Source organism: Flammeovirga pacifica (assembly GCF_000807855.2).
GTDB lineage: Bacteria > Bacteroidota > Bacteroidia > Cytophagales > Flammeovirgaceae > Flammeovirga > Flammeovirga pacifica.
Map to the genome: position 1 here is coordinate 2,410,014 of NZ_JRYR02000001.1, position 26,904 is coordinate 2,436,917.

At 33.0% G+C, this 26,904-nt stretch carries 13 protein-coding genes; 9 read left to right on the forward strand and 4 right to left on the reverse strand.

Translation table 11 applies throughout. The annotated features are described in order from the left end of the window. Nucleotide 1: 1 nt before the first annotated feature. From NH26_RS09580 to NH26_RS09595, 4 genes are all read left to right on the forward strand, one after another. The gene (locus tag NH26_RS09580) at nt 2-1,675 is read left to right on the forward strand and encodes a RagB/SusD family nutrient uptake outer membrane protein (RefSeq protein WP_044221324.1); all 1,674 of its coding nucleotides are present in this window, start codon (nt 2-4) and stop codon (nt 1,673-1,675) included. An 88-nt stretch (nt 1,676-1,763) separates the two neighbouring features. After that, nucleotides 1,764-3,971, forward strand: coding sequence for a glycoside hydrolase family 3 C-terminal domain-containing protein (locus NH26_RS09585; RefSeq protein WP_052431914.1), 2,208 nt, complete (start codon nt 1,764-1,766; stop codon nt 3,969-3,971). A 224-nt stretch (nt 3,972-4,195) separates the two neighbouring features. Further along, on the forward strand, nt 4,196-7,156 hold the full coding sequence (locus NH26_RS09590) for a two-component regulator propeller domain-containing protein (RefSeq protein ID WP_158021913.1): 2,961 nt from the start codon (nt 4,196-4,198) through the stop codon (nt 7,154-7,156). 168 nt (nt 7,157-7,324) lie between these two features. Beyond that, complete coding sequence (locus NH26_RS09595; RefSeq protein ID WP_044221320.1) at nt 7,325-10,576, forward strand: AsmA family protein; 3,252 nt, start codon at nt 7,325-7,327, stop codon at nt 10,574-10,576. Nucleotides 10,577-10,639: 63 nt separating this feature from the next. Here NH26_RS09595 and NH26_RS09600 read toward each other — a convergent pair whose 3' ends face one another. After that, on the reverse strand, nt 10,640-11,128 hold the full coding sequence (locus tag NH26_RS09600) for a GNAT family N-acetyltransferase (protein WP_044221318.1): 489 nt from the start codon (nt 11,126-11,128) through the stop codon (nt 10,640-10,642). 480 nt (nt 11,129-11,608) lie between these two features. Here NH26_RS09600 and NH26_RS09605 point away from each other — a divergent pair, with 480 nt between their 5' ends. Further along, a complete protein-coding gene (locus NH26_RS09605) occupies nt 11,609-12,772 on the forward strand; it encodes a BamA/TamA family outer membrane protein (protein WP_139262966.1) in 1,164 nt (387 codons plus the stop codon). A gap of 69 nt (nt 12,773-12,841) precedes the next feature. On the opposite strand, the gene NH26_RS09610 is transcribed toward NH26_RS09605, so the two are convergent. Continuing rightward, nucleotides 12,842-13,324 carry a hypothetical protein gene (locus NH26_RS09610; protein WP_044221314.1) on the reverse strand — a complete coding sequence of 161 codons (483 nt, stop codon included), beginning with the start codon at nt 13,322-13,324 and terminating at the stop codon, nt 12,842-12,844. A gap of 44 nt (nt 13,325-13,368) precedes the next feature. Next, nucleotides 13,369-13,827, reverse strand: a complete 459-nt coding sequence (locus tag NH26_RS09615) for a hypothetical protein (protein ID WP_044221313.1) — start codon at nt 13,825-13,827, stop codon at nt 13,369-13,371. 265 nt (nt 13,828-14,092) lie between these two features. On the opposite strand from NH26_RS09615, the gene NH26_RS09620 reads away from it, so the two are divergent. After that, nucleotides 14,093-16,108 carry an FAD-binding oxidoreductase gene (locus tag NH26_RS09620; protein WP_044221310.1) on the forward strand — a complete coding sequence of 672 codons (2,016 nt, stop codon included), beginning with the start codon at nt 14,093-14,095 and terminating at the stop codon, nt 16,106-16,108. Between the two features lie 50 nt (nt 16,109-16,158). Here the strand turns inward: NH26_RS09620 and NH26_RS09625 are convergent, their stop codons facing one another. Continuing rightward, a complete protein-coding gene (locus tag NH26_RS09625) occupies nt 16,159-17,502 on the reverse strand; it encodes a 7TM diverse intracellular signaling domain-containing protein (protein ID WP_044221309.1) in 1,344 nt (447 codons plus the stop codon). A 403-nt stretch (nt 17,503-17,905) separates the two neighbouring features. On the opposite strand from NH26_RS09625, the gene NH26_RS09630 reads away from it, so the two are divergent. The 3 genes from NH26_RS09630 (at nt 17,906) to NH26_RS25400 (ending at nt 26,858) form a co-directional block, all read left to right on the forward strand. Next, nucleotides 17,906-18,310, forward strand: a complete 405-nt coding sequence (locus tag NH26_RS09630; RefSeq protein ID WP_044221306.1) for a hypothetical protein — start codon at nt 17,906-17,908, stop codon at nt 18,308-18,310. Nucleotides 18,311-18,899: 589 nt separating this feature from the next. Next, nucleotides 18,900-23,777, forward strand: coding sequence for a PKD domain-containing protein (locus tag NH26_RS09635; RefSeq protein ID WP_044221302.1), 4,878 nt, complete (start codon nt 18,900-18,902; stop codon nt 23,775-23,777). A gap of 177 nt (nt 23,778-23,954) precedes the next feature. Continuing rightward, on the forward strand, nt 23,955-26,858 hold the full coding sequence (locus NH26_RS25400) for a T9SS type A sorting domain-containing protein (RefSeq protein WP_158021914.1): 2,904 nt from the start codon (nt 23,955-23,957) through the stop codon (nt 26,856-26,858). Nucleotides 26,859-26,904 lie beyond the last annotated feature (46 nt).

The following is a 26,904-nucleotide window of genomic DNA, read 5'->3' on the forward strand; positions in this document are numbered from 1 at the left end:
CATGAAATATAAAAATATAGTAATCGCAATCACATTCTGCACTACATTACTTATAGGTTGTGGTGAGAAATTCTTAGACGTTCAACCTACAGATAAAGTATCAACAGAAGCCTTTTTCGCTACTGAGGCAGATCATGAAAAAGCACTTGTAGGTGTATATGGTATTCTCTCTAGAGATTATTACGAGTGGACCTATCAACCTTTAAATATGTTATCAGATCTAATGTCTGATGATAGTTATGCAGGTGGAGGTGCCGGTGGATCAGATCAGATCGAATGGCAACAAATGGGGCAGTTTAACTTAACTGCTGCCAACAATCAAACAACAAAAGCTTGGATGAAGTGCTATGTAGCAATACAACGTGCCAATACACTTATCAATAATTTCAATCCAGATGTTTTTGCTCAAAAAGAGGTGGCTGATGGTATGTTAGGTGAAGCTATTTTCTTAAGAGCTCACTTCTACTATGAATTGGCGAGACATTTTGAAAACATTGTTATCGTAAATTTAGAGCTATCTGATGAAGGAGTGAAACAATCTTCACCTGAAGAAACTTACGCCTATATCGCAAAGGATATGCTTCAAGCAATTGCGTTACTACCGGCAAGTCAGGAAAAAGGAAGTGGTCGTTTAGACAAATGGGGAGCAATGTCAGAAATGGCTAAAATGTTTGTTTTCTATACTGGTTATTATGGAAAAGATACCTTACCTGTTCAAGATGGTCAGGCAGTAACGAGAGCTCAAATGCTTACTCAACTAGAAGATCTATTTCAGAATTCTGGAAGAATATTAGAACCTAACTATGCTACTCTTTGGGGAGCAACTGGAGATTGGACAAACGAAGCGCTATTCGAAATTCCACACGATGATACAGGATGGGATCAATGGCAAACAGAAAAGTTAGGAAATATGGGATGTCAGATGGCTGGACCACGTGGTTATAAAGTAAATAAAGACAACTCGCAATTCTTAACTGGTGGATGGGGATTTGGTATTCCATCAAAAGAGCTAATTCAAGCTTATGAAGCTGGTGATTTAAGAAAAGATGTTACTCTAATTTCTGCAGAAAGACTTTTAGATGATGCCTGGAGAATTAACCCAGATCATGAGTTAGGTAATCCAAAAGGATTATTGGAAGTGAATCATGCTTGGACAGGATACTTCTCGTTTAAATATACTACACACGCATCTATTACTCCTGCCACTTGGGAGGCCATGAACTTTCCTCAAAACTATGTTTACATCAGATTAGCTGATATGTACCTTACTGCAGCTATTCTTTACAAACAAGAGGGGAATCAAGGTAAAGCAGATGAATATGTAAATATGATTCGTACAAGAGCTGGATTATCACCTAAAAGTGGTGTAACAATAGATGATATTTATGATGAAAGAAGAGTTGAATTGGCACTTGAAGGACATCGTTATTTTGATGTATTAGGTAGAGGTGTGGATTTCGCTAAACAAGAACTAGATATTACAAACTATACCGTTGATAAAGGGCCAGCAGATGATCCTAAATATACAGAAAGTAATGGTGATGATATGAGAGGCGAATTGGGAGTACCTGATCATTTTGAAGTCACTTTTGATGCCTCAAAAAGAGGATTCTGGCCAATTCCACAAAGTGAATTGGATCAATTAGGAACACTTGTTCAAAACGTTGGCTACTAAAAAAAGCAACTCTTACTCTATTCTACCGGTCTGTACAAAATGTGCAGGCCGGACTTTAGAGAAAAGTTGATATTTAACCATTAAGATTATGATACGATTTTTCAATCACTTAAGACACTTTTTGATATTAGGTGTTTATTTCCTCTTTTCTGGGGGTAGTTTTGCACAGACAGACAAACAGACTGAAGAGAAAATCAATCACATTATCAATCAATTAACTTTAGAGGAAAAAGTGGCTTTATGTCACGCTCAATCTAAGTTTTCTGTTCCTGGAGTTGGACGTTTAGGGATTCCTGAAATATGGATGTCTGATGGTCCACATGGAGTGAGAGCAGAAATTAGTTGGGATAGCTGGGACTATGCAGGATGGACAAACGATTCTATTACTGCATTCCCTGCCCTCACCTGTTTAGCGGCATCATTTAACCCTGAAATAGCAAAAGATTATGGGAAAGCAGTGGGAGAAGAAGCCCTTTACCGTAAAAAAGATATCCTTTTAGGGCCTGGTGTAAACATTTATAGAACACCTTTAAACGGTAGAAACTTTGAATATATGGGAGAAGATCCTGTTCTCTCTTCCACTTTAGTGGTACCTTATATACAAGGTTTACAATCTAATGGTGTTGCCGCTTGTTTAAAGCACTTTGTAGCTAACAATCAAGAACACCAAAGAATGAGTGTGGATGTTGAAATGCCTGAACGTGCACTTAGAGAAATCTATTTGCCTGCTTTTAAAGCGGCAGTTCAAGAAGCTAATGTTTGGTCTATTATGAGTGCGTATAACCAATTTAGAGGTCAGTATTGCTCCCATAACGAATACCTTGTAAACGATATTTTAAAAGGAGAATGGGGATTTGATGGAGCTTTAATTACTGACTGGGGAGCTGCACATGATAGTAAACAAGCTGCACTTTATGGTCTTGATATTGAAATGGGAACAGGTACCAACGGTTTTACCTATTCTGCAAAAGATCATTATGAAAATTATTATTTAGCAGGTGCTTTTAAAGAATTACTTAAAAAGGGAGAAGTGCCAGAAGAAGTTCTTGATGACAAAGTTAGACGAGTACTACGTTTGATGTACCGCACTTCTATGAATAAAGAAAGAGGGTACGGAAGTATCAACACTAAATCACATCATGAAGTAGCTAGAAAAATTGGCCAAGAAGGTATTGTATTACTTCAAAATGAAGATAATTTCTTCCCACTAGACCCTAATACATCTTTACATATTGCTGTTATTGGTGATAATGCTACTAGAATGATGACAAAAGGGGGTGGTTCATCAGAATTAAAACCAGAATTTGAAGTTTCTCCATTACAAGGTCTTCAAGAAAGGTTCACCAATGCAAACATCACTTATGCTAGAGGCTACTCAGCAGGACCTCCTGTATATGAGCAAATCATTCCTACAACACTTGATCAAGACTCTCTAAAAAGAGCTGCTATTGATTTAGCTAAGCAAGCTGATATCGTTCTTTTTATAGGAGGATTAAATAAAAACCATCAACAAGATTGTGAAGGTGGAGATCGATTGTCTTATAAACTACCGTATCATCAAGAAGAATTAATTGATGCAATAAGCAAGGTAAATAAAAATACAGGAGTAGTTATTATTAGTGGCAATGCAGTAGAAACAGAATGGTCTTCTAATGTAAAAGGTATTTTACAGGGATGGTACTTAGGAAGTGAAACAGGACATGCACTATCTGATATTATTTCTGGAGATGTTAACCCATCAGGTAAACTACCTTTTACTTTCCCAGTAAAATTAAAGGATAATCCGGCACATCATTACGACCAATTATCTTATCCGGGAGATGGAACTACGGTTAATTACAAAGAGGGTATTCTTGTAGGATATCGTTGGCATGACACAAAAAAGATAACTCCTAAATATGCCTTTGGTTATGGATTGTCTTACACAAAATTTGATATCAATTCAATAAGTATCAATAAGAAATCCTTCCAAAAAGAAGAAGAAATTAAAGTGACATGTTCACTTACAAATATTGGTGAAACAACAGGATCTGAAGTAGTTCAAGTTTATGTTGGTAAGCCAAAATCTAAAGTAGAAAGAGCTTTAAAAGAGTTAAAATCATTTCAAAAAGTAAGTGTAAATAAAGGGGAGACAAAAGAACTGACTTTAAGTATCAATGCTCAAGATTTAAAGTACTACGACACTAATCAAAAAGCTTGGGTCCTTGAAGAAGGTGAATATTATATCTATGTGGGTAATGCATCGAATAATATTACTAAAAGAATGAAGGTTACAATTACAGACAAAATCAACTAACAACAACTTCAAAAGGACAAGTGAGGAGCATAAGTTATCGATGAGCTTATGTTCCTTTGTTTTTAAAATTTCATATTTGAACATAGACACTTAGCTATTAACTTTAACCTATTTCTTGAATTCTTACTAATGAAATAAAAAATCATGATTTGGAATTCATCATATACATTATTACATTAAATATGATAAACAATGCACACTCAACTGATATTAAACTAAAACTCTTGAAACAGTCCGTAATATTTTTTTTACTTATTTTTCTTTGTACAACTATTCACTGCTCTGCTCAAAATTACCATAAGCAATTTGATCATTTAAAAATTGAAGACGGGTTATCTGATGCAACAGTTGGTAGTATTTTACAAGATGCTAATGGTTTTATGTGGTTTGGTACATTCAAAGGATTGAACCGTTTTGACGGGTATCAGATCAAAAAATATGTCTATGATAAAGGCAGTAATAAAGGACCAAATGATAATATGATTTCTTCTTTAATTCAAGATAAAGAAGGTTTTATTTGGGTGGGTTATAATAATAAAGGAGTTAGTTGTTTTGATCCAACACTAGAAACTTTCCAACACTATCAGCCTAATGAAAGTACAACCTCTTTAATCTCTAACGGAACAGTCAATTGCCTTTTTGAAGATACAGAACAAAACCTTTGGATTGGTACTGAAGATGGTGTATCAGTGGTTCAGAAAGATAGAACTTCATCCATAAAATATATAAATAATGGTCAAGGTATCAATGGGTCATCTGTCTATGATATTGTAGAAGATAAATGGAATCGTATTTGGTTGGCAACCAACAATAGAAAACTAAGTATGTATAATAAAAATACAAAAGAGTTTTCTGAAATAGAATATACCGATTTAGCACTTGAAGCACTAGAAGATAATGAAAAGAAAAATCTATGGATTTTTAATGACACTCTACTTTATGTTTGTAGTAATGGTGGTGGATTAGCCGAATACAACTTACTTTCTGGGAAGTACAATACTTTTATCGAGGAAAATAACGGCCCCAGTAGTAACAACATAAGAGATATTATACAAGTTGATAATAAACTATGGTTAGCCAACGATGGTGCTGGTTTAGATATCTTTGATGTTAATACAAAAACTTTTGAAAACATCAGTAACTCTAAAGTAGATCCTCAATCCATTTCATCTAATGTGATATGGTCTCTTTACAAAGACAAACAAGAAAATGTATGGCTAGGATGTTACCTTCAGGGTGTCGATAAATATGACCCTAGAAAAAACTTCTTCAGTCAAATTACTAACGACCCTTGTTCTAGTTCGAGTATCCCAAATAAACCTGTACTGTCTATTTATAACGATTCGCAAAAGAATTTATGGGTTGGATCTGATTGGGGAGGTTTACATAAAATGATCCAAGACCATCAGTTTGAACATTATGATATAGATGGTAAAGTAACCAACAAAGATGTATATGATGTGGTAAAATGTATTGATGAAGATAAGTTTGGTAATCTCATTGTAGGAACCTACAGCGAAGGTTTAAGAATTTATCAGAAAGGTAATCGAGACTATAAACATATCAAGAGAAATATTAAAGATAAAGGATTACCGAGTAACCATATTTGGTCTATTCTTACCGACTCAAAAGGTATTACATGGTTAGGTACTTTAGGTGGTGGCATTGGTCAATATGATCCTGTTTCAAAAGAATGTAAGACCTTAGAATTAGAATACATTACGGCTGCCCAACATCTAGTGTATCATATTTATGAAGACTCTAAAAGTAATATTTGGTTTAGTACAGATGGAGGTGTTGTGATCTACGAAAGAGATAAAGACCAATGGAATTATGAATTACTAAAACCTCTGATCAAAGAAAACCATAATATAAGCTATGTCAAAAGTGTTTATGAAGATAAACTTAAACATATGTGGATGGCTACTGCTTCTGGTTTAGTTAAATATTTACCAGAAAGTAAAGAGTTTAAAACTTTAGATGAAACTGATGGTATTGCACAACTACCCTTACTCAATATTATATCGGATAATTTGGGCAATTTGATCATCATTTCTAAGCAATACATTTCCAAGCTTAGATTGTCTGATGAAAAGATTGTGAGCTTTCATATTCCTAACAATTCTTTCAATTATAATTCTGCGGCAAAAAATGAAAAAGGCGAAATATTAGTAGGAGGAACAGAAGGAATCACATTATGTAATCCTATTTTTCTAGAAGAAAACAGCCAAAGACCTCCAGTTTTTATCACTGGATTTGATATATTCAATGAACCTCAACTTCCCAACGACTCCACTTCTGTTTTATCAAAATCTGTAATTGAAACGAAAACCATAACCCTAGATTACTGGCAATCAGTTTTTAACTTTAAATACTGTGCGATTAACTTTACAGAAACAGATCGAAATCAATATGCCTACCAACTAGAGGGATTTGATAAAAATTGGAACTTTGTGGGCGATCGCCGATTGGCTTCTTATACCAACTTAGATCCCGGAAAATATACTTTTAAGGTCATGGCCTCTAACAATCATGGCATTTGGAACAAAGAAGGAGCCTCGATTGATGTGATTATCAAAGGACCATTTTGGTATTCTAATTGGTTTAGACTTTTTGCTATCCTCATATGTTTATTACTCTTCTATCTTTTACATAGAGTAAGAATGATGAACGTTAAAAAGAAGTTTGCCCTTGAAAGAATTCAAGCCGATAGAGAGCAAATAAAAATACAAAACAATACTTTAGAAAAAGAACTTGATGAGACAAAGAGCGAGCTCACTAATATTACTATTTCTCATCTTCATAAAAACCAAAGTTTGCAGCAAATTAAAGCCAAACTAGAACAAATGTCGGTGAACTTTGGTAGTACAGAAAAAAGAAAAATTAAGAACTTGGTGAGAGAAATTGATAAGGAAAGTGAAAATCATTCTTATTGGGATGAGTTTGAGCATGAGTTCAATAAATCTCATAACAATTTCTTAGAACGCTTTAAACATGAGTATCCTGATCTTAGTAAAAGAGAATTGAGAATTTGTGCGTATTTACGTATGGATCTAGATAATCAAGAAATTGGTACGCTTATGAATATCAGTATCAGAACAGTAGAAACAGCGAGATATAGAATAAGGAAGAAAATTGGTTTAGAACAACGTAAGTCACTTTCTAAAATGATCAATAGATTCTAAATTGAGATTATTTTGCTTATCAAAATAAATAACGTATTATAAAATAAATATTATCTGACTTAAAAAATCAGAAAAAATAAAGAATTTCATTTACTATTACCCATTAATAACGTAGTATAGTAGTGTTTACAAATTATACTAAATTCTGTAGCCTCAAAAACCAAAACTGTGGAAAATAGAAACATCGGAAAAAAGATATTAAAGTTCACTGGATATATCTTTCTAGGAATATTCGGTTTACTCGTTATTGCTGTATTACTTTTCTATCTAAATAGACAAACTATTAAGGAAAAAGTAATCGAAGTAGTCAATCAAGAACAAAATGGCGAATTAAAAATTGGACAAATTGGTATTGCTCCTTTTGAAGATTTCCCCCATTTCACTTTACAATTAGATAGCATTGCCTATTATGAGAAAAAGCCTGAACTAAGGAAAGAAAATGCCCGTCCAATTGCTGCATTAAACAAGTTTTTTGTTTCTGTAGATGTAATGGCCGCAATTTCCGGAAATGTTCAAATAGGTGCTATTAAACTTCATGATGGAGAAGTAAACCTGTATGCATATAAAGACAGCACGTTTAACTTAACCAATGCTTTAGGTCTAGATTTAACCGATACGACCGCTGTAGAAACTACACAAGATACTACACAAAGTAAGCCTCCTGCATTTGCTGTTCAATTGGATAAATTCTCATTAAAGAATATCAAGGTGATTGCCTATAATGAGATGACTGACAAGGGGATTGGTGTACAAGTCAATAACATCAAAACATCTCTAACTTATAATGAGAACATCATTTCTAATAAACTAAAAGTAAATGTAGAGCTTTTAGGTATTAAGGATAAGGAAAGAATACTTTGGCCTAACAAGCACCTAGAGATGAAAACCAATCTTACTTTTGATAGAGTGAAGAAAATCATTGATATCAAAAAGTGTGATTTTGATCTAGAAGGGGCTGTTTTTGCTCTAAACGGTACAATTGACATTCCTAATGACCTGACTTTAGATTTAAATGTTACGGCCTCACAAAAAGACCTTAACATTATTAATTTATTGGCCAACGGTAAGATGGATGTTGAAAAGATGAAATCCGATTACTCAAGTACGTTGGGTGGGTTAAATTTTGATGCAAAGATTACAGGTAAATCAAAAGCTACTCTACCAAAAGTAGTGGCTAATGTTAGCTTAGATAAGTTTACACTAAAAAGCTTAAAAACGCCTTATGCAATAAATGATTTCAGTTTCGCTGCTTCATTAAATACTGGTGATTCTTCAGATTTATCACAGCTTGAGTTTCATCTAAATAAATTTAATATTGAAACCACTAATGGATTTACCAAAGGTGATTTATCAATTACAAATGGTATAGAAAAACCACATTTAAATCTTAAATGGGAAGCCGATTTATCTCTCGATAATTTTGATGATCTTCTTACAGATATTCCATTTGATAGCCTAGGAGGAAATCTAAAATTCAAGGCAGATGTAAAATATGACATTGATGTAAAGAAAAAGGCTTTCATAGAATCAGGAAAAAATTCGCAAAAAATCTATTTAAAATTAAGTGATGCTTATGTAAGACATATTCCTACAGGTCTAGCTCCTAGGGATGTTAATGCAACTTTATACATATGGGAAAACCATGTGGGCATAAAAGATTTTATGGGTAAAATAGATGGCAGTGATTTTAAATTTAACGGTAATATTGATAATATCATTTTCTATGCATTAGGAATGCAAACACCAATTAAGGCCGATGTTAAATTACAATCTAAACATTTCTTGATGAAAGAATTATTGCAATACACCGATTCTTTATCGGTTGATTTAGCAGATAATTTACATGATATTGATATTGATTTCACACTAGAAACAGATTCTAAAAGTCTTAATGACTACAAGATAATCCCTTACGGAAAATTAAAAATCAATAACCTACAAACATCATTTGATAAGTTTCAATCTATTCATAATGTATCTGGCTTATTGGGAATTACTCCTTCAGCATTAGGAATTGATCATCTGAAAGGTAACATAGGAAAATCTGATTTCTACTTTAGAGGAGGATTTGAAAATTATGATGGAATTATTCATAAAGACTCAAGTGTCACCATAAAAGCTGGATTTGATATTCGATCAAACTCTATGAGAGTCGTAGACTTCTTTACTTACGGTGATTCCTTACTTGTTCCAAAAACGTTCAAAAACGAAAAAATGAACAACTTCCAGATTCAAGGAGGTGCAGAGGTGGTCAACCAAGAATTATTCTCAGATAAAAAAGTTCCAGATTTTAAAGTATGGATGAAGGGTCTAAAATGGAGATTAAGTATTACTCCTCTCCTATTTAGAGATTTCCGTTTTGAGGTAGTTAAAAAGGACAACGATATTTACCTCAATGATTTCAAAGGTAAAATTGGACAAAGTGATTTAACTTTTAATGCTCAATTAACCAACGTATTAGATAGTACTCGAAAAGACTTTAAAGGTGCCTTCCAAGTAGATGCTAAGATGATTAACTTCAACGAGTTGCTCAAACTTACCTTACCTGAAGAAACCTATGAACAATCTTCTGCTTCTAGATCTCAAGAAATTCAAGAAGAAGAAGCTGTTGATTTATTTGCGATACAATATCCTGAACTGGAGTTAGACATTAAGGTAAACACCATGAAATTGATGGAAATGAACATCAAAAACTTCGATGGAAAAGTATCAACTACTACAGATCAGAAAGTCATTTTAAATGGTGTATCAGTACAACTTGGTGATATTGGTAAAATGACAATGAGTGGAGAAGCAAATACTCAGGACCCTAAAAATGTGATTTTAGAAGCTGATGCTAAAATGACCAATGTAGATCTATCAAAAATTCATTTTGAAGTAGAATACGAAGGGGACAAAATGAATGTGGCAGAAAATTTTGATGGTATTCTTAATGCTAATCTAAAAATGAAATCACATATTAATGAAGACTTAAGTATTGATATTGCACATACAACAGCTGATATTAAAATGACTTTAGAAGATGGTCGTGTAGTTAATTTTGGACCATTAGAAGCCATGGCTCGTTATTTTGGTAACAAAGACATGAGTAATATCAGATTCGATAAAATCGAAAATAACTTTACGGTTAAAGATGGTGTATTCTACATTCCTAGAATGGACATTGCTTCTACGATAGGACAACTATATATTTCGGGTGAGCAACATTTAGATATGAATATGAAGTATATGGTAGAAGTACCTTTCAAGCTTGTTCGTTCTGTAGCATGGAATACTCTAACTGGAGGGAAAAAGAAAAAAGATGACGAAGAAGATGAAATCCAAAAAGACGATGGCGGCAAGTATGTAGCTGTTAGAATTGAAGGAAATGTTGATGATTATAGCATCAAATTAGGGAAAGGTAAAAAGAAGAAAAATTAAAGCATTTTCTTTTTAGAATAGATACAAAATAAGGTGATGTATACATTTACATCACCTTATTTTTTATGCTTTATAAATATACTTATTGATCAGAATACCTTCTTGATAATACTTCTCAAATAGAGTCATCCCTAATTTTTGAGCTAATCGGATAGACTTTTCATTGCCGTCTTCAATGATAGCATAAATAGGAGAAATCTTCTTTTCCTTGACACCAAAATCAAATATCAGTTGAGCTGCTTCTAGTGCAAAACCCTTCCCTGCAAACCTTGGGCTAAAAATCCATCCTATTTGAATGTCTTCTTTTTCTGGAATAGGATTAAGGTTTACAATCCCCATCAGTTCATGATTATAATTCCTGACCGTCCAAAAATAACCTATATCAGATTTTATTTCTTCTATTTTCACTTTTAAAGTTACCCTTCTCATTTCGTCAGTCTTATCAATCAAAGGGAAAATATATTTCATTACATCAGGCTCATTAAATAAGGCTATTGCCTCATCTAAATCACTTTCTGCGAACAATGTAAGATACAGTCTAGATGTTTTCATATTAGTTAATATGGTGACATTTTATGGTTTGGTATATAAGTATAAAGCTGAGATAAAAACTCGAAACATCAAAAAATAAATAAAATATTGTTAACGAATCGAACGATTGAATAAATTGATCGTATATAAATGCAATAATCTATTTTTAACTAAATCTGTGAATATTATGAAATCGGTATTTTCTAACTGTATCAAAATTGTTTCTTTAAGTGTTAAAGCAATGAGTCTTTCTTATGAGATATATACTCAACAAAATCATCAAATAAGAGGTAAAAAATAACCTCCTATTTATAGTCACTTCTCTTTCGGTATTAATATTTAAATATTGATACTCGATATAAAGTTCATATATTATATATGGGCTTTTTTTTATTTATATATTTTCTAGCTCAATCTCCATAAAAATAAAATAGATAGAGAATTTTCATCTTATTTTCCCTATTAAGAATGTATCTTTGTTTATCTATATAATCTGTTCCTATGAAAAATCTATACAAACAATTACTTCTAATATTCTGTCTTCTTTTTTCAAATCATCTCTTGCAGGCACAAAGTAAATTCAATAAATATTTTGTAGACTCTACAGATCATGCAATTGATGTTAGTGGTTTCTTAAATGAAGGTTTTGGTTTTCTACCGGTTCCTATTTTAATTACTGAGCCAGCCGTTGGTTACGGTGGAGGATTAGTTGGTGTTTTCTTTCATGGGCAACAAAAGAAAAGAGTGGTTGTAGATTCTACTTCACATTTAGAAAATAGTAAAAACCTCCCTCCTGTTTTAACAGCTGTTGCCGGTGCAATGACAGAAAATGGAACATGGTTAGCAATGCTTGCTCACCAAGGATCCTATTTAAATGATAGGCTTCGATATACAGGCGCCGTTGGTTATGTAAGCCCTAACCTTACATTTTATGGAGGAAGTGGTCTTGAAGCTGGTAAATATGAGTTTAATATGAAAGGCTTTCTGACTTTCCATGAACTATTGTTTAGACCCGTAGCCAAGGTGCCATTATTTACAGGTTTAAATTATGTCTACTTTAATAACGAAGTCACTTTTGATACTAAAATTCCAGAAATTGGTTCTTTAGAAAATGACAATAAATTAGGTGGTATGAACGTAGTTGCCATGTGGGACTCTCGTAATAATACATTCACTCCAACAAAAGGAATTATGTCTGCTACTGAATTTGGAGTATTTGACAAAGCCCTTGGTGGAGATAATAATTATTGGAATTTTAATCATCGAACTTATTTTTATCAACCGATTATAAAAGAAAAATTATTTTCTGGCTATCGACTTAATTATGCCGCAAAATGGGGTGATAGTGTTCCTTTTTATGAGCTACCTTTTATCAGTCTTAGAGGTATTCAAGCATTAAGATATCAAGATCATCATGCCTTAACATTAGAAACAGAATGGAGGTGGCAGTTTGTAAAAAGATGGAGTGTAGTTGGATTTGCAGGTGCTGGTTTTACAGCCCCTAAAATTGATGAATTTGATGTTAGTAAAGGAAATTATGCTGTAGGTGGCGGCTTTAGATATTTTATAGCCAAACAATATGGTCTTCATGCCGGAATAGATGTTGCAAGAGGTCCTGAAGTTTGGGCTTGGTACCTAACAGTAGGTTCTAACTGGTTTAGATAATTGAAATTAAAGACAAAAAAAGAGTCATTTCTAATGGATAGAAATGACTCTTTTTTTATTAGAATATAATTACTTTTTCTTTTTCGCTACAATAGTAATATTCATATCTTTTTGTTTGTATTCTTCTTTCTCATCCAACACAGCAAAAGTGATGGTATATTTCCCAGGTTTTAAATCATTAATCACATCTGGAACTAGATATAGTTTAATATCTTGTGCTCCTAATACATTTCTGTATGTTATATGTTTCCCTAAAAAACTTTCATGAATTTTCTCTTCAAAAAATGACTTTGTAGGCTCTGCTAAATTGATGTGTACAAAATCATTTTTAACTGGCGATGTAACATCCATTGTGACAATTTTACCTGGCACATAAATCTCTGTTGTAATACTATCTGATAATTCTCCTTCGGTGATATATACTTCAGTTCCTCTTGAAAAATGAAATGATGTTGATTTCGGAATAATATCTTCAATATTTTTACCACCACAAGAAGATAACAAAGAGATGATAATAAGAGATAAAACGGCGAATAGAGATCTATTTTTCATAGTATTGATATTTAAAGTTTGAAGAGTTTTTTGAAGGAATAATTCTAGTAAACGTTAATAATCAAATCTTGCCAAACATGATTACCATTCCTGTCGATCAATTCAAAAGTGAATAACTGTTCTCCTCTTTTCAAATCATTAATCACTCCTTTTTTTAAGAATGCAAAGGCTTTAGTAGCTCCTTTTACCTTTTCGGGAAGTTCGCCATCTAACAAAACCTTTTGTGCTTCTTTGGCTTCTGGTGTTTCAGGTACCTTTGATAGCTCAACACTTATACCCAGTCCTTGCATAGGGAATGTCACTACGGCATGTTCAATTAATCCATCTGCTTTAAACTCAATTGTAATATCTTTATCTGCCTTTCCTTCACCAAAATTGACTTCATTTCCACTCGAAATTGAAATAACAGGGAGATTTGTAGGTTGAATATTTGATTTTTTATTACATGAAAATAAAAAACCAAATAGGGCAATACATATAATATTTATAAGTGTCTTTGTCATGATGTTTTCATATTGATATAATTTACAAAACGCAAAAATTAATCAATCGTTCGATTCATTTAAATTACTTAACAATAACTTAATTACTATCTACCTTTACTTATCTAAAAAAAAATCGTATCACTAAAAGCTTTTGATTATTGTAAATCAGCAAATTATTAATATTTTTATCACTCTAAGATTTGATTCAACTACTTTTTAAAAATCTTAAGCATTAATTTTTATTCTATTTCTCAACTTTTTTAATCTATTAAAGATTTAGAACATGACTAATACCAAAACAACCATGCTACTTGACCCTAGTAAATTTTCGGGGAAAGTAATGCAACGTCAACCACTTACAGGTACATTGACTGAATGGGTAGCTAGTGCATATCAATATGCTTACACCTCTATTCAAGACCCAGAAAACGAATGTAATCCTGCATACATCATTTATGTTGAAAATGACAATGATATCTTTTTAGCTATGGAATATGCTGTTGCTAATGATATTGGCATTGCAGTACGTTCAGGAGGACATCAATACAACGCCGCTTCATCAACTGCTTTTAACAACATTCAAATTGATTTATCCGGCAGAGAATCATCTCAAAAAGAAAATTACCTCTACAAAAAAGTATCTATTGAAGATAATAATGGAGATAAATACATTACCATTGGTTGTGGAGTAGCCTTAGGCGATATTTCTGAATTATTAATTCAAAATGGTTTATTCTTCCCAAGAGGTGAATGTGCAACTGTTCATATTGGAGGACATAGTAATACAGGTGGTATGTCTCCTATTACTCCTATCTTCGGTGCTATGATAGATCATGTCGTAGAATTTGAATTTATCTGTAGTAAATATCCTGATGGAACAAAAACGATCAGAAGACCCGATTTATGGATTGATGATAAAGAAAAAGGTATTCCACAACAGGAAAATGATGAATTATTCTGGGCTGTTTTAGGTGGTAGCCCGGGTAACTTTGGTATCCTTACTCATTTAACAATTAAATGTCTTAAAGATGCTGATTACCCTCATACTAGAGGCCTCAAATTAGCATGGCCTTATTCCAAAGAAGCCGTTGAAGCTATTTCACAAATTGTGTGTGAAGTCTCTGATAATCCTGAATTATCTGCCTATGCTTCGATTAGTGCAGTAGTTGTAGGTCCTGAGTATTTCTACCCTCATCGTCATCCAAGTGCACCTCTTAAATCGAAAGGAGGTATGACTCTTGATGATGAAATGCTAAAGCAATATCCAGAGTTAGCAGGGGAAGATAAGTTTAACTATGTGGGTTTAGGACACGGAATGATTGCTGTATATGGCGCTTTCTTAAATCCAACAGGTAACGAGAATTACGAAGAACAACTCAAGCAATTTGAGGAGGTAAGAGATAAATTCTTAAAAGTACCTGGCTGTATTCCTCCTAAAGATTTTCCTATCATCAAATCTATAGTCAAAGGTATATTCAATATAGCAGAATGGTTTGAAGAAAAAATTCTAGGAAATAAAGAAAAAGCAGCTGAATTAGATGCTTTTCATAAAAGCTTAGAACTTGATGATATAATGTATGGAGAAAAATACATTCCAATCTCTCAAGTATTAAATAACTTAAGTTGGGATAACCCTAGAGAATATAGTCTTTCTTACAAAAAGTTAAGCTATATGGGTAATTCTAGAGCAATGAGTAAAGTGAATAATCAATTATCTACTTTACCCATAATGAAAGGAGTATCCAAAGATAATTTACGTTTCTCTACATGGCTTGCCAATGAGATTCACAGTGTTGTTTCATCTCCTGATACTTATCATGGTATGTATATGGCTGTTCAATTTGGTGTAATTGGAGGTCCCGGATTAGTAAACCCTCAGAGTTCTGGAGGAGGACAGGTTAGTTATAATTCACTTTCTCACAGAGCATCTAACTTTTGGTTTGATTACGATGTCTTTTTTAATCCAGAGATTGAAGGTTGTACAGAAAATACGCAACAATATATCGATGGTATTGCTCATATGGTAATTAACAATACCATAAATTTATTTAAAGATGGTAAACAGCAAAGAGTACTTCTAGGTCCATCTTTCCCATTAGGAGAAAAGCCTATCTTAGATAAATATTGGTCTTATTTTTACGATTCAGAAGAACAGTACAATCAACTTTGCCAGCTGAAGACAAAATTTGATGAGAAAAACGTCTTTACTGCCAACTTAATGTGTGTTGGAGCAACAAAAGTGAAACGTATGCAGCCTTTCTTAGATCATTTGATGAAAGATGAAGAACTTTCTAAATAATTGATTCAAACAAAAACACCCAATGGATAGCATTTCCATTGGGTGTTTTTTTATTCTGACTCAGAGATCATTTTCACCTTATCTAAAACTTGCTTTTTAGAATTAATCTCAAGCTTTTTATAAATATTTTTAGTGTGGTATTTTATTGTATTTAAAGAGACAAACAACTCATCTGCGATTTCTTGATTTTTCTTTTGCAGTAATATTTGTTCTAATACAACAAACTCTTGTTTTGTTAGACCATATTCTTTCCTAATTTTTAGCTTCCAATCCTGTTTATTTTTCTTAGACTTTTTCTCAAAATCTTTAGTAATGGTGTTAATTGAAGCTTTCATTTCTTCATTTTCAATGACTAATGATCGTCCTCTGTAAAAAACAGTAAAAGTAAGTACAACCATTTCAAAAGTCATTCCTGCTCTATACTCGAGATAATTCATAGGTATTAGCTTAACTCCTAGAGGTTCTAAGAAATAAACATCTATTGCTGCTACCATTAAAGGTGAAAAAGCAAATAAGAAAAACTTTGCGTACACCGACTTATTATAATCTAAAAATGCATTATAAAGAATGATGATTAAGGATATAATAACAAAGAAGTCACTAACAAATGCAATCCAGCTTATCTTTAAAAAATAGTAAAAACATAATAACACAACGCTAACAGCTAAATTTGCGAATACTACTTTTTTTAATTTTTTACGCCTTTTTCCTTCAATATGCAGGAAACTAACCACAAAATAATATCCCACAAAAGCTACAAATACATGTGAAAACTGATCTAATAACACATCAAAAATTCGATCGTTTGTAAATTGAGCTACCATTCCTTCTGCAACACTTCTAGCAAGATTTACAATAAGCATTAAAATAATGTATACTAGATATGTATCATCTCTGTGTAGATAATAAGAGTAGAGAGTAAACAATAAAATGGCGAAAGTCAAAGTATAATATATACTGTAAATGATAAGATTAGTGGTCCTATTTTCTAAATATTCTTCTCTAGATTCAAATGTTATAGGAACAAAACTTCTCTTCGTGACTTTTACTTTTATATAAAAAGAATCACCAATAATATCTTTTCTTCTAACCGTAAATGGTTCAACGGCTGATTGTCCCTCACCCACATCACTTAAAAATAATGTTACTTTATTTATGTAAAGACTCGGTAAAGAAACTTCAAATGCGTTAGAAATAGAATCTTTGACATCAATTTTAAACCAAATTGATTCAAAGTCGTTATCAACAAATACAGGTGTTGTGTATTCATTCCAATCAGATAATTCTAATGCATCAAAAGACAAATCACCTTTTAAATTAAAAGTAATATTATTGGCTAATGTAGTAAAATGAAGGCCTAAAATAAATAGTAGTAAAATAGAAAAATACTTCATAAGTAGAGTAAGTACGTGTAACTATAGTGCCGGTAGAAATGTTATTATCCTCAATATAAAAATTCAGATTTTTTAAAAAAAGATTCTGATAACATTTTTCACTGCTGTTTTTAAAGACTATTTACACTATTTCATCAATATCAACACCCACCCTAAAAAAAATAAAATTTAAATAACTGAAAAACAACCACATACACACCGACATACTACCCAAAAAACTACCCATTTTTTTGACTGTTTTTCATTTTCCCATCTTTTTAAAACCAAAAAAAACGTTGTAATTGCAGTATGCTTTTAAAGAAATATTGTTGAGATGTTTTACTACAATTTTTTATTTCTCAACACGACAAGGTGGAATCCGAAAAACCGTTATAGAGTAGGAAGAACTAATCACTCTTAATATATGTCTAGTCCTTTTTCAATAACAATCAATCCGAGTGGAAGTAATTTGACAGAACCATTAGCTTCTGGTACTATATCATATATTAGAAATCCACAGATGGTATGTAAGAAAAATGAAAGAGTATTATTAAAGGTGATAGACGCTGATAAAAAAATTGTAATTACAGGAACATTTGAAATCAACTCAAATAAAAAAAATAACGGAGGAATTGTAAAAATTGAGGAAGGCACTATACTAAGTTATAATAATGCAAAACTACCTCTTCAATTACAAATAGAATTTTGTTATGATTCAAAAGATGTATTTCCAAACATCACTTATAAAGAAAATGGAATTGAAATTATAACAATAGCCTCTGAAAATAATAAAGAAATGATATTAAGGAGTACTACGATTGCTCACTAAGATATAAATAGGTGTCATGCTAAAAATATATCCAATTACCACTAACTATGACTTACCCGAATCCATATTAACATTGACTAAAATATATGGATAAAAAATGCTCTCATGGTCAAATCATAAAAAATAGATTTGACTAATGAGAGTTATTTTTTTTGAAATTTTTTATGGTCCTTAAAATGTTTCTTCAATTGTGGTGCAAATACCTTAATTATTATACTGTATTACCCAACCCAAATTTATTCTTACTTTTAGTTGGATTCGTTATCGTTTACTTATGGTCGTAACGAAGAGTTGAAAAAGCTACCTCAGATTACTTAGGCTACTACATCGTATGTTTTTAAGGGTAAAACAGCATATATTTGAGTTCCCTTACTTGATGTTATTCATCGGTCTTTCACTAAAGAATAGTATTAGATCATCCAAAAAATACGTTATTTTTAAGTATACCTACTTAGAAAGGATTAAAAATGGCATATATAAAAAAATTCACCCCCTTCATAAGGTATTTTTTTACGCCCTATTTTTTAGTGTAAGTTTTACATCTTTGAAAAACGAAAAAACTTTTTGGACATTCTATTCTTAGTATAAAATGAAATACATCTACAAACTCAAATCACTAATACTCTTCACCGTATTTTGTGTATTTTTTCATGGTACAGGACATGGGCAGTCTTTTGATGGGTCTGGTACCAGCGAAGATCCTTATTTAATTTCTACTAAAGCTCAGTTAATAGAGTTAGACAATGCTCCTGAACTTTGGAGTATGCACTTTAAATTAACAACTGATATTGATATGTCAGGAGAAACTTTCTACCCAATAGGATATAAATTGGCTGGAAATGATGCGACAAAAACATTTAAAGGAACTTTTGATGGTAACTTTCATACCATTTCAAACTTAACAATAACACCACATCCTGACCAAGAAGCTTTAGGTGTTGGTTTTATTGGATTCAGTCAAGGGTCTTCAGTAAAAAATTTAGGTCTAATCAATCTATTAAATGAGCAAAAATCAGCCAATATCGAAAGAATTGGAGGTTTAATCGGACACTCTGAATGGGGTACGGTTATGGATAAATGCTTCATTTTAGGAGGAAAAGTTTCAGGCTCAGGTTCTATTGGTGGTTTAATCGGTATGGTTGTTAACGTAACTCTTACAGATTGCTTTGTTGATGTAGAGCTTGATTCAAAATGGGGTAACAATGGAGGAATTGTGGGTAACTTGGCATCGATTGAGGCAAGTGCTTCTATCAATAATGCTGTAACTTATGGCACTGTTTTAAAAGGAACTGCAGGAATTACAGCCGATGAAAATACAGGGAATGATATCGTTATAAATGGTTTATACGCTATTTCTACTACTGGTGCTGAAAACCCATCCTCTAAAGTAACAGTATTGACACCTTTAGAAATGACAGAAGCTTCAAATTTTTCTGCATTAGACTTTTCAGAAACGGGTGCTTGGAGAATGAATACCAATTCTTATCCTGTGCTTACATCGTTTGCAGAATCTGCTTACACTAACCTGCCTTCTTTCTATAATATTCCAATAACGATTACATCAGATGGATCAACTCCAATTGATGGAGCAACCGTAACAATAGATACCAAAAATTACACTACTGATGCTAATGGTGCTCCTGAAGGACTTATTGGTAGTGGTACTTATACTTACACAGTAACAGCTACTGGATTCAACACTTATGAAGGATCTTTTACCACAGGTGATGCTTCGAAAACAATTACATTGATTTCGGAATCTGTTGCAACCTATTCTGCTACTTTAACAGTAAAGGACAATAAAGGGAATTTAGTTTCTGATGCCTCTGTTCATATCACCAATGATGCTATGGATGTTGACAAAATGCTTACTTCTGATGAAAACGGTAGTGTTACCTTAGAACTACTTTTAGCTGGAACTTATAATTATTCCATTTCAAAAGAGCTACACAAAACACTTGAATCTACATTTACAATCACTGACTCAGATTTTTCTTCTGAACTTATTATTACAATAATTAATACTGCTCCAATAGCAGTCATTACAGATGGAAGAACTATTGAATCAGGCGAAGAGGTCACTTTATATGGTGCAGGTTCTTATGATAACAATGGCGATGCACTTTCATACACTTGGACTGCTCCTGAGGGAATTACTTTATCAAGTCCATACGCTGCTATCCCTACATTTACAACTCCAGATGTAACAGAAGCTACTCAATTAAGTTTCACATTAGTTGTAAATGATGGAGAATTAGATTCATCTCCTGTCACTGTAACTTTTACAGCAAAAAGTAAAATCATTAATGGTTTAAACCTTATTGCAAATGGGGGTTTTGAAGATGGATTATCCACTGGGTGGACTGGTTTAGATGGTTATGCTCTAACTGATGTGGTCGATCCTACTTCAAATGGAAGCAAAAGTGTAAAATTTGAAACAACTAGCAAAATTGATGGTGTTCATACCAGTAGTGATAAATTTATTGCTATTGAAATTGGTAAGTCATATAAATTTAAAGGCAAAGTAAAGGTTGACAAAATGAATGCTACGGTATTTAATCTTCGCTTTATGCCTTCTGATGATTGGTTCGATGCTGAAAACTCTAAATTCTCTATCACGAAAGTGGGTAGTGGTTGGGGTGATGTTCAACCAGAAATAGGAAGTTGGGTCAACTTTGAAAAGACATTAACTTTCGATACCAATTTTAAAGCAGGTGCTAAAGTAGGTGATATTATCTACGCTAGATTACACATCCAAAATTCAAGCGACGGCTCTGATGAATTAATTTATCTTGATGATTTGATGTTGTTTGAAAAAGATATTGATTTTGAACTATCAGCAGGTAATAATCAAACAACCTTACCTGGCGGAATGGTGAATTTAGAAGGTAGTCATAATTCATCTGATGAATTTGATTATGAATGGAAAGCTCCTGACGGAATTACGTTATCTTCTACAAATATGTTAGCTACTTCTTTTACAGTTGCAGAAGACATTACAGAGGCCACTACTTATACATTTATGCTAACAGCAAGTCTAGGTGGAGTTTCTAAAACAGACGAAGTGGAGGTAGTAGTTGTTCCAGGAATTTCAGTCAATGCGGGCGAAGATCAAACGGTTAACGCTGGTACGGTTGTCACTCTTGATGGTTCTAATACAACTCCTTTAGAAGCTGAACTACTCTGGACTGCACCTAATGATATTATGTTGTCAGATCCCACCGCTGTGAATCCAACATTTACTGCACCTGTTGTTTCTCAAAGTACTACTTTTACATTTACGCTAACCGCTTCATTAGGTGATAACTCATCAGAAGATGAAGTAGATATCATTGTTAACCCAAGTAATCTTCCGATTGCCGATGCAGGTACTGATCAAACTGTCGGAAAAAATACTTTAATAATGCTTGATGGTTCGGGGTCTGAAATACAAATCGATGGTACTTTAAGCTATTCATGGGTAGCACCTGATGGCATTACTCTTTCAGATAATACCATTGAAATGCCTACTTTCACTACTCCTGATGTAGATATGGACACTGAACTAACATTTAGTCTAATTGTAAATGATGGAGAGAATTCTTCAAAAGCTGACGAAGTGACAATAACAGTGATTAATGAAGGAGTAAATGGTTTTGAATTACTAACGAATGGTGGTTTTGAAGAAGGTTTAACATCTGGCTGGCAAGGTATTGATAACGGTATGTACTCTATTTCTGATGAAGTAGCAACGGATTCGAAAGGTACCTCAAGTTTAAAAGTGGAAGCTACTAGTAAAATTGATCTTGTTGAAACGGACCCTGATAGTTATTTTAATCTTGAAGTAGGAAAGCAATACATGTTCAAAGGTAAAATCAAAGTAGAAACAATGAATGTTGAAGTTTACAACTTTAGATTTATGCCAAGTGATGAATGGAAAGACTCTAATACAACAAAGATGGGTATTACTGCTCCTGGAATCAATTGGGGTGACTACACGGCTGTTTTAGGAGAATGGATATCATTTGAAAAAATTATAACAATTGATGAAAATTTCCATATTTCAAAAGAGTATTTAAAAGGTGAACTCATTCCTACAAGATTATATATTCAAAGCCCTGCAACAACAGAAGAAGTATTCTATTTAGATGATTTAAGTTTGGTAGAATACGGTATTGATTTCAAATTAAATGCAGGTGATGACATGGTTATTCAATCTGGTGCTTCTATCGAATTAATGGGCGATCACAATTCATCTGATGAATTCACTTACACATGGTCTGCTCCGAATGGTATAACATTGTCGTCATTAAATACGAAGAATACTACATTCTCTAGTCCATCCGGGTTAATCGAACCAATGGAATATGAATTTACCATCAATGCTCAAAAAGGAAACCTTTCTTACTCTGATAAAGTCATGGTAACAGTTGTTCCTGAAGTTACTGCTTCGGCGGGTGATGATCAAATTGTAAAAACAGGTACTTTAGTTACTTTAGATGCAACTGCCACTACACCTAACGATGCTGCATTCATTTGGGAAGCTCCAGAAGGGATTACTCTATCAGATAATACTTCAGGTATGCCAACTTTTACAGCTCCAGATGTTCAAACAGAAAAAATCTATACGTTTACATTAAGAGCGCAATATTTACAAGGTGAATCTACAGATGAAGTATCCGTTTTAGTTTACCCAGAATTGGTAGCCAATGCCGGTAGTAATATCGTCGCTCACAAGAATAGTGAAGTGGTACTGAATGCTTCTGAAACAATTCCTAGCCAAGCCACTTTAAAATGGTCGGCTCCTGAAGGTATTGAATTATCAGACGTCACTGCTGTTTACCCTACTTTCACTACAGAAAATTACACGGAAGAGACGACTCTTACTTTCACTTTAACTGCAACTTACAGAGATATGACATCTACAGATGAAATAGACGTTGTTGTAAAATCTGTTGAACAGCCAGTAGCAAATGCGGGTGAAGATCAAACCGTTAATGCAGGAGATGAAGTTACATTAAATGGTACAGCAACAACTCCTTTAGAGGCTACAATCGAATGGGTTGCTCCTGAAGGAATTACTCTATCTGATGTTAATAGTACTTCTCCTACATTTACAGCACCAGAAATTGGTCACGATAAAGAATACACATTTGTTTTAAAAGCAACAGTTAGTGATATGATCGTTGTTGATGAGGTGGTTGTTACAGTTCTTTCTACAGAATTACAACTTCCTACAGCTTCAGAAGATCTTGAAAAAGTTACTGTAAGATGTTACCCTAACCCAACATCAAATGGTAAAACAAACTTAGAAATATTAAAAGATGCTCACATAACAGTGATTAATCTTTCAGGACAAATTATCAGTCAGTCAAATTATACTGTGGGTATTCATGAGTTAGATCTCAACAACTATCCAAACGGTATTTACATTTTACAAATACAATCTGATGATCAATTAAAAAGCATTCAATTGATGGTTAAATAATATTTCACCAATAGTTATTTAGGTTAAGATACCGGGGAAAATTTCTCCGGTATTTTTTTTCTATTAAAAAAATTACCCCATGTTTTTTAGAAGAATTTAAAGCCAATAACAGCTTCTTACATGTTTATTTTTGAACTATAAACAAACAGTTAATCAATAATTTAAAACATATTTAAAATGAATTTGATTTTTAAGTTTAGTAGTATCGTAATGGTACTTTTAAACCTTTGCTGTATTGTATTTCCTATGCAAGGAAATGCACAAACAAAGGTGACTATCAACCACAAAGTGCAACGATTTATTGGGGATGTATCTACTTTAGATCGTAGTAAATTTTTTAACCTACATGCAAAATCCCACGATAAAGATGTAACTGCTTTTTATGAAGAGTATAACATTGGTGAAGGTAGAGGTTTTTGGGGACCTATGTCTGAGTCAAAAAGAAAAGGATTTACAGTCGGTAGTACATATCCTAATAGTACTATTATTGATAAAAGTACGGACGTTAAGGAGGTCAATAGATACGTTGGTACAGAACACCCTCGTACTGTTTTTGTAGATGAAATGGATGTTGAAAAAGCTGCAAACTGGGCCGCTAAGTATTTTGTTGATGAAGTAGATGCTGATGATAGACCAGAGTTTTACGAGCCTATGAATGAACCCTTTGTACATGCTCATGACTTCTATGAAGGAAAATGGATTACAGAAGATGAAATCCGAGTGAAAAGACGAATGGCTGAATTGTTTGGTGCAATCGGAAAAAAAATTCACGATACTCCTTCTTTAGGTAAAATGAAAGTAGTCGGTTATTCATCTGCTTGGCCCTCTTTAGAAATCAACAATTTTGCCCATTGGGAAGACAACATGAAAATGTTCATGGATGTAGCAGGTGATGACATGGATGCATTTGCTACTCACTTATATGATGGGGTAAATATCACAGGACAAAATAATAATCGTTCTGGTAGTAACTCAGAAGCTATTCTGGATCTAATTGAAACATATAGCTACAAAAAATGGGGAAAGGTGAAACCACACGCAATCACAGAATATGGCGTTATCACCTCTGGTTTCGATGAAAATTATACAGATTTAGAAAGTATACAATCCATCAAGGGTATTAATCATATGCTCTTTAATTTATTAGACAGAGAAAATGTAATTGATATTTCAATACCTTTTATTACGGATAAATCAACATGGCATTTAACAGAAAATAATGGCTATCAACCTTATGGTGCAGCTTTATTTATTCCTACTAATATTGGAGAAAAAGAAGTACAAGGATGGAGATACTCACCTAAGATTCATTTCTTTGAATTATGGAAAAATGTACAAGGCAAACGTATTCAAATTGCATCGGATAATCCTGACATTCAATCACAGGCTTTTCTAGAAGACAAGATATTGTTTATCGCATTAAATAATCTAGATATAAAGACACAAACGGTCAATTTAGATTTCATAGAATCTCTTGAAGAAATTGACTATATCACTAAAAAATCTCTACGAATTTATAATGATAAACAAGAAGAGATGAGCAATGAAAAACTAGACAAAAATATAACATCACTGGAGCTAGTCAGTGGTGAAACTGTTGTACTAGAATATCATTTCACACAAAATATTGAGTTAACTTCTGCTATTGCTGAACGAAAATATTATGCTCCTGAGCACATCACTGAGATCAAAGCAAATACTCAAAACACTTTCACATTTAATGGGTTAGTTACTGATCAGATAGAAAATGTTACCCTTCATATGGGTATTGGTAGAAAGCATGATAAGTCTAAAAAGCCTATCATTCTTGTCAATAATACTTCAGTAGATGTACCCACAAATTGGAAAGGTAGTGATCAAGCACATAGAGATGATTTCTTTGGAGTAATTGAAATTCCAATTGATGCAAATCTGATAAAGGCAAACAATACTATTACAGTTTCATTCCCTGATGATGGTGGACATATTAGTTCTATGATTCTTGAAGTATCTAATCAAAGAGATGTTTCTTTAGGTCTGGAGAAAGTTCAAATTATTTCTCCAAATACAAGTGTTGGAAGTGCTCAACGCATCAATGTTGATTTAAAATACACCGCCACAACATCAAGAGATTTAGTTGCAGAGTTCTGGTCGCAATCACAATGGTTAGGGCAATTTACAACTACAGTTCCTGCGGGTATTGGTACTCAAACATTATCAATACCGTTAGGGTCTACCCCCACTATTGGAGATAAATACATTGTAAAAGCAAGTCTAAGACCTGTAGGTAAAAGCTGGGAATATAATATTGCTACAGACCAGAAAAATGACATTCTAGCAGTCGAAGAACAAGGTTATACTGTCAATTTCATCATCAAAAATAATAATAACGAGCTTATTGAAGGAACGAATGTTTCCTTCAATGAGCAAACTGTTTCTACTAATGGTAACGGAGAGGCTACATTCAATAATATATTTGCAGGAACATATAATTATTCATTATCACATGATCAATACAATAGCTATTCAGAAGATCTTATAGTAAGTAATGAAAACGTAATGGTAGAAATCACTCTTGATGATAAATATTGGATACATGCAGGCGAACCTAAAACCGTAACAAGTGGAGATTTAGTCACTTTAACTGCATCCACTTCTGATCATACCAACGTTACATACAAGTGGTTTTCTTCAGCAGATATTGATATTGAAAATTCAGAAAATAAATCAATGAATTTTGTGGCTCCTAACGTTGCAGACAATACAGAAATATTGATTGAACTTGAAGGTACAATTAATGATTTTATTGCTTACGACAATATCATAATATCTGTTTTACCAAATAATGACATTACATCATCAGAACTCATTACTGATAAGACTTCTTTACTATATCCTAACCCTGTAGAGGACATTATCAATATTAATTTAAAGGACGACACTGAAATTGTTTTTATGACCTCAAGTGGAAAAGAAGTAAAAACGGTGTCACTTACTAAAGGGGATCAAGCTGTAAATGTTGCAGATTTGCAAAAAGGATTTTATTTCTTGAGTGTCTCAAATAATGATATAACAACATTGCATAAGATTATAAAGAAATAATCTAGAGGTTCAAAAAATAAAAAGGCTACCAGATTTTCTACGATCT

Coding starts and splice junctions, on each gene's coding strand:
- NH26_RS09600 (WP_044221318.1), bottom strand. CDS start 11,128: ATGAAAACATCTAGACTGTATCTTACATTGTTCGCAGAAAGTGATTTA.
- NH26_RS09635 (WP_044221302.1), top strand. CDS start 18,900: ATGAAATACATCTACAAACTCAAATCACTAATACTCTTCACCGTATTT.
- NH26_RS09610 (WP_044221314.1), bottom strand. CDS start 13,324: ATGAAAAATAGATCTCTATTCGCCGTTTTATCTCTTATTATCATCTCT.
- NH26_RS25400 (WP_158021914.1), top strand. CDS start 23,955: ATGAATTTGATTTTTAAGTTTAGTAGTATCGTAATGGTACTTTTAAAC.
- NH26_RS09630 (WP_044221306.1), top strand. CDS start 17,906: ATGTCTAGTCCTTTTTCAATAACAATCAATCCGAGTGGAAGTAATTTG.
- NH26_RS09605 (WP_139262966.1), top strand. CDS start 11,609: ATGAAAAATCTATACAAACAATTACTTCTAATATTCTGTCTTCTTTTT.
- NH26_RS09580 (WP_044221324.1), top strand. CDS start 2: ATGAAATATAAAAATATAGTAATCGCAATCACATTCTGCACTACATTA.
- NH26_RS09625 (WP_044221309.1), bottom strand. CDS start 17,502: ATGAAGTATTTTTCTATTTTACTACTATTTATTTTAGGCCTTCATTTT.
- NH26_RS09585 (WP_052431914.1), top strand. CDS start 1,764: ATGATACGATTTTTCAATCACTTAAGACACTTTTTGATATTAGGTGTT.
- NH26_RS09620 (WP_044221310.1), top strand. CDS start 14,093: ATGACTAATACCAAAACAACCATGCTACTTGACCCTAGTAAATTTTCG.
- NH26_RS09615 (WP_044221313.1), bottom strand. CDS start 13,827: ATGACAAAGACACTTATAAATATTATATGTATTGCCCTATTTGGTTTT.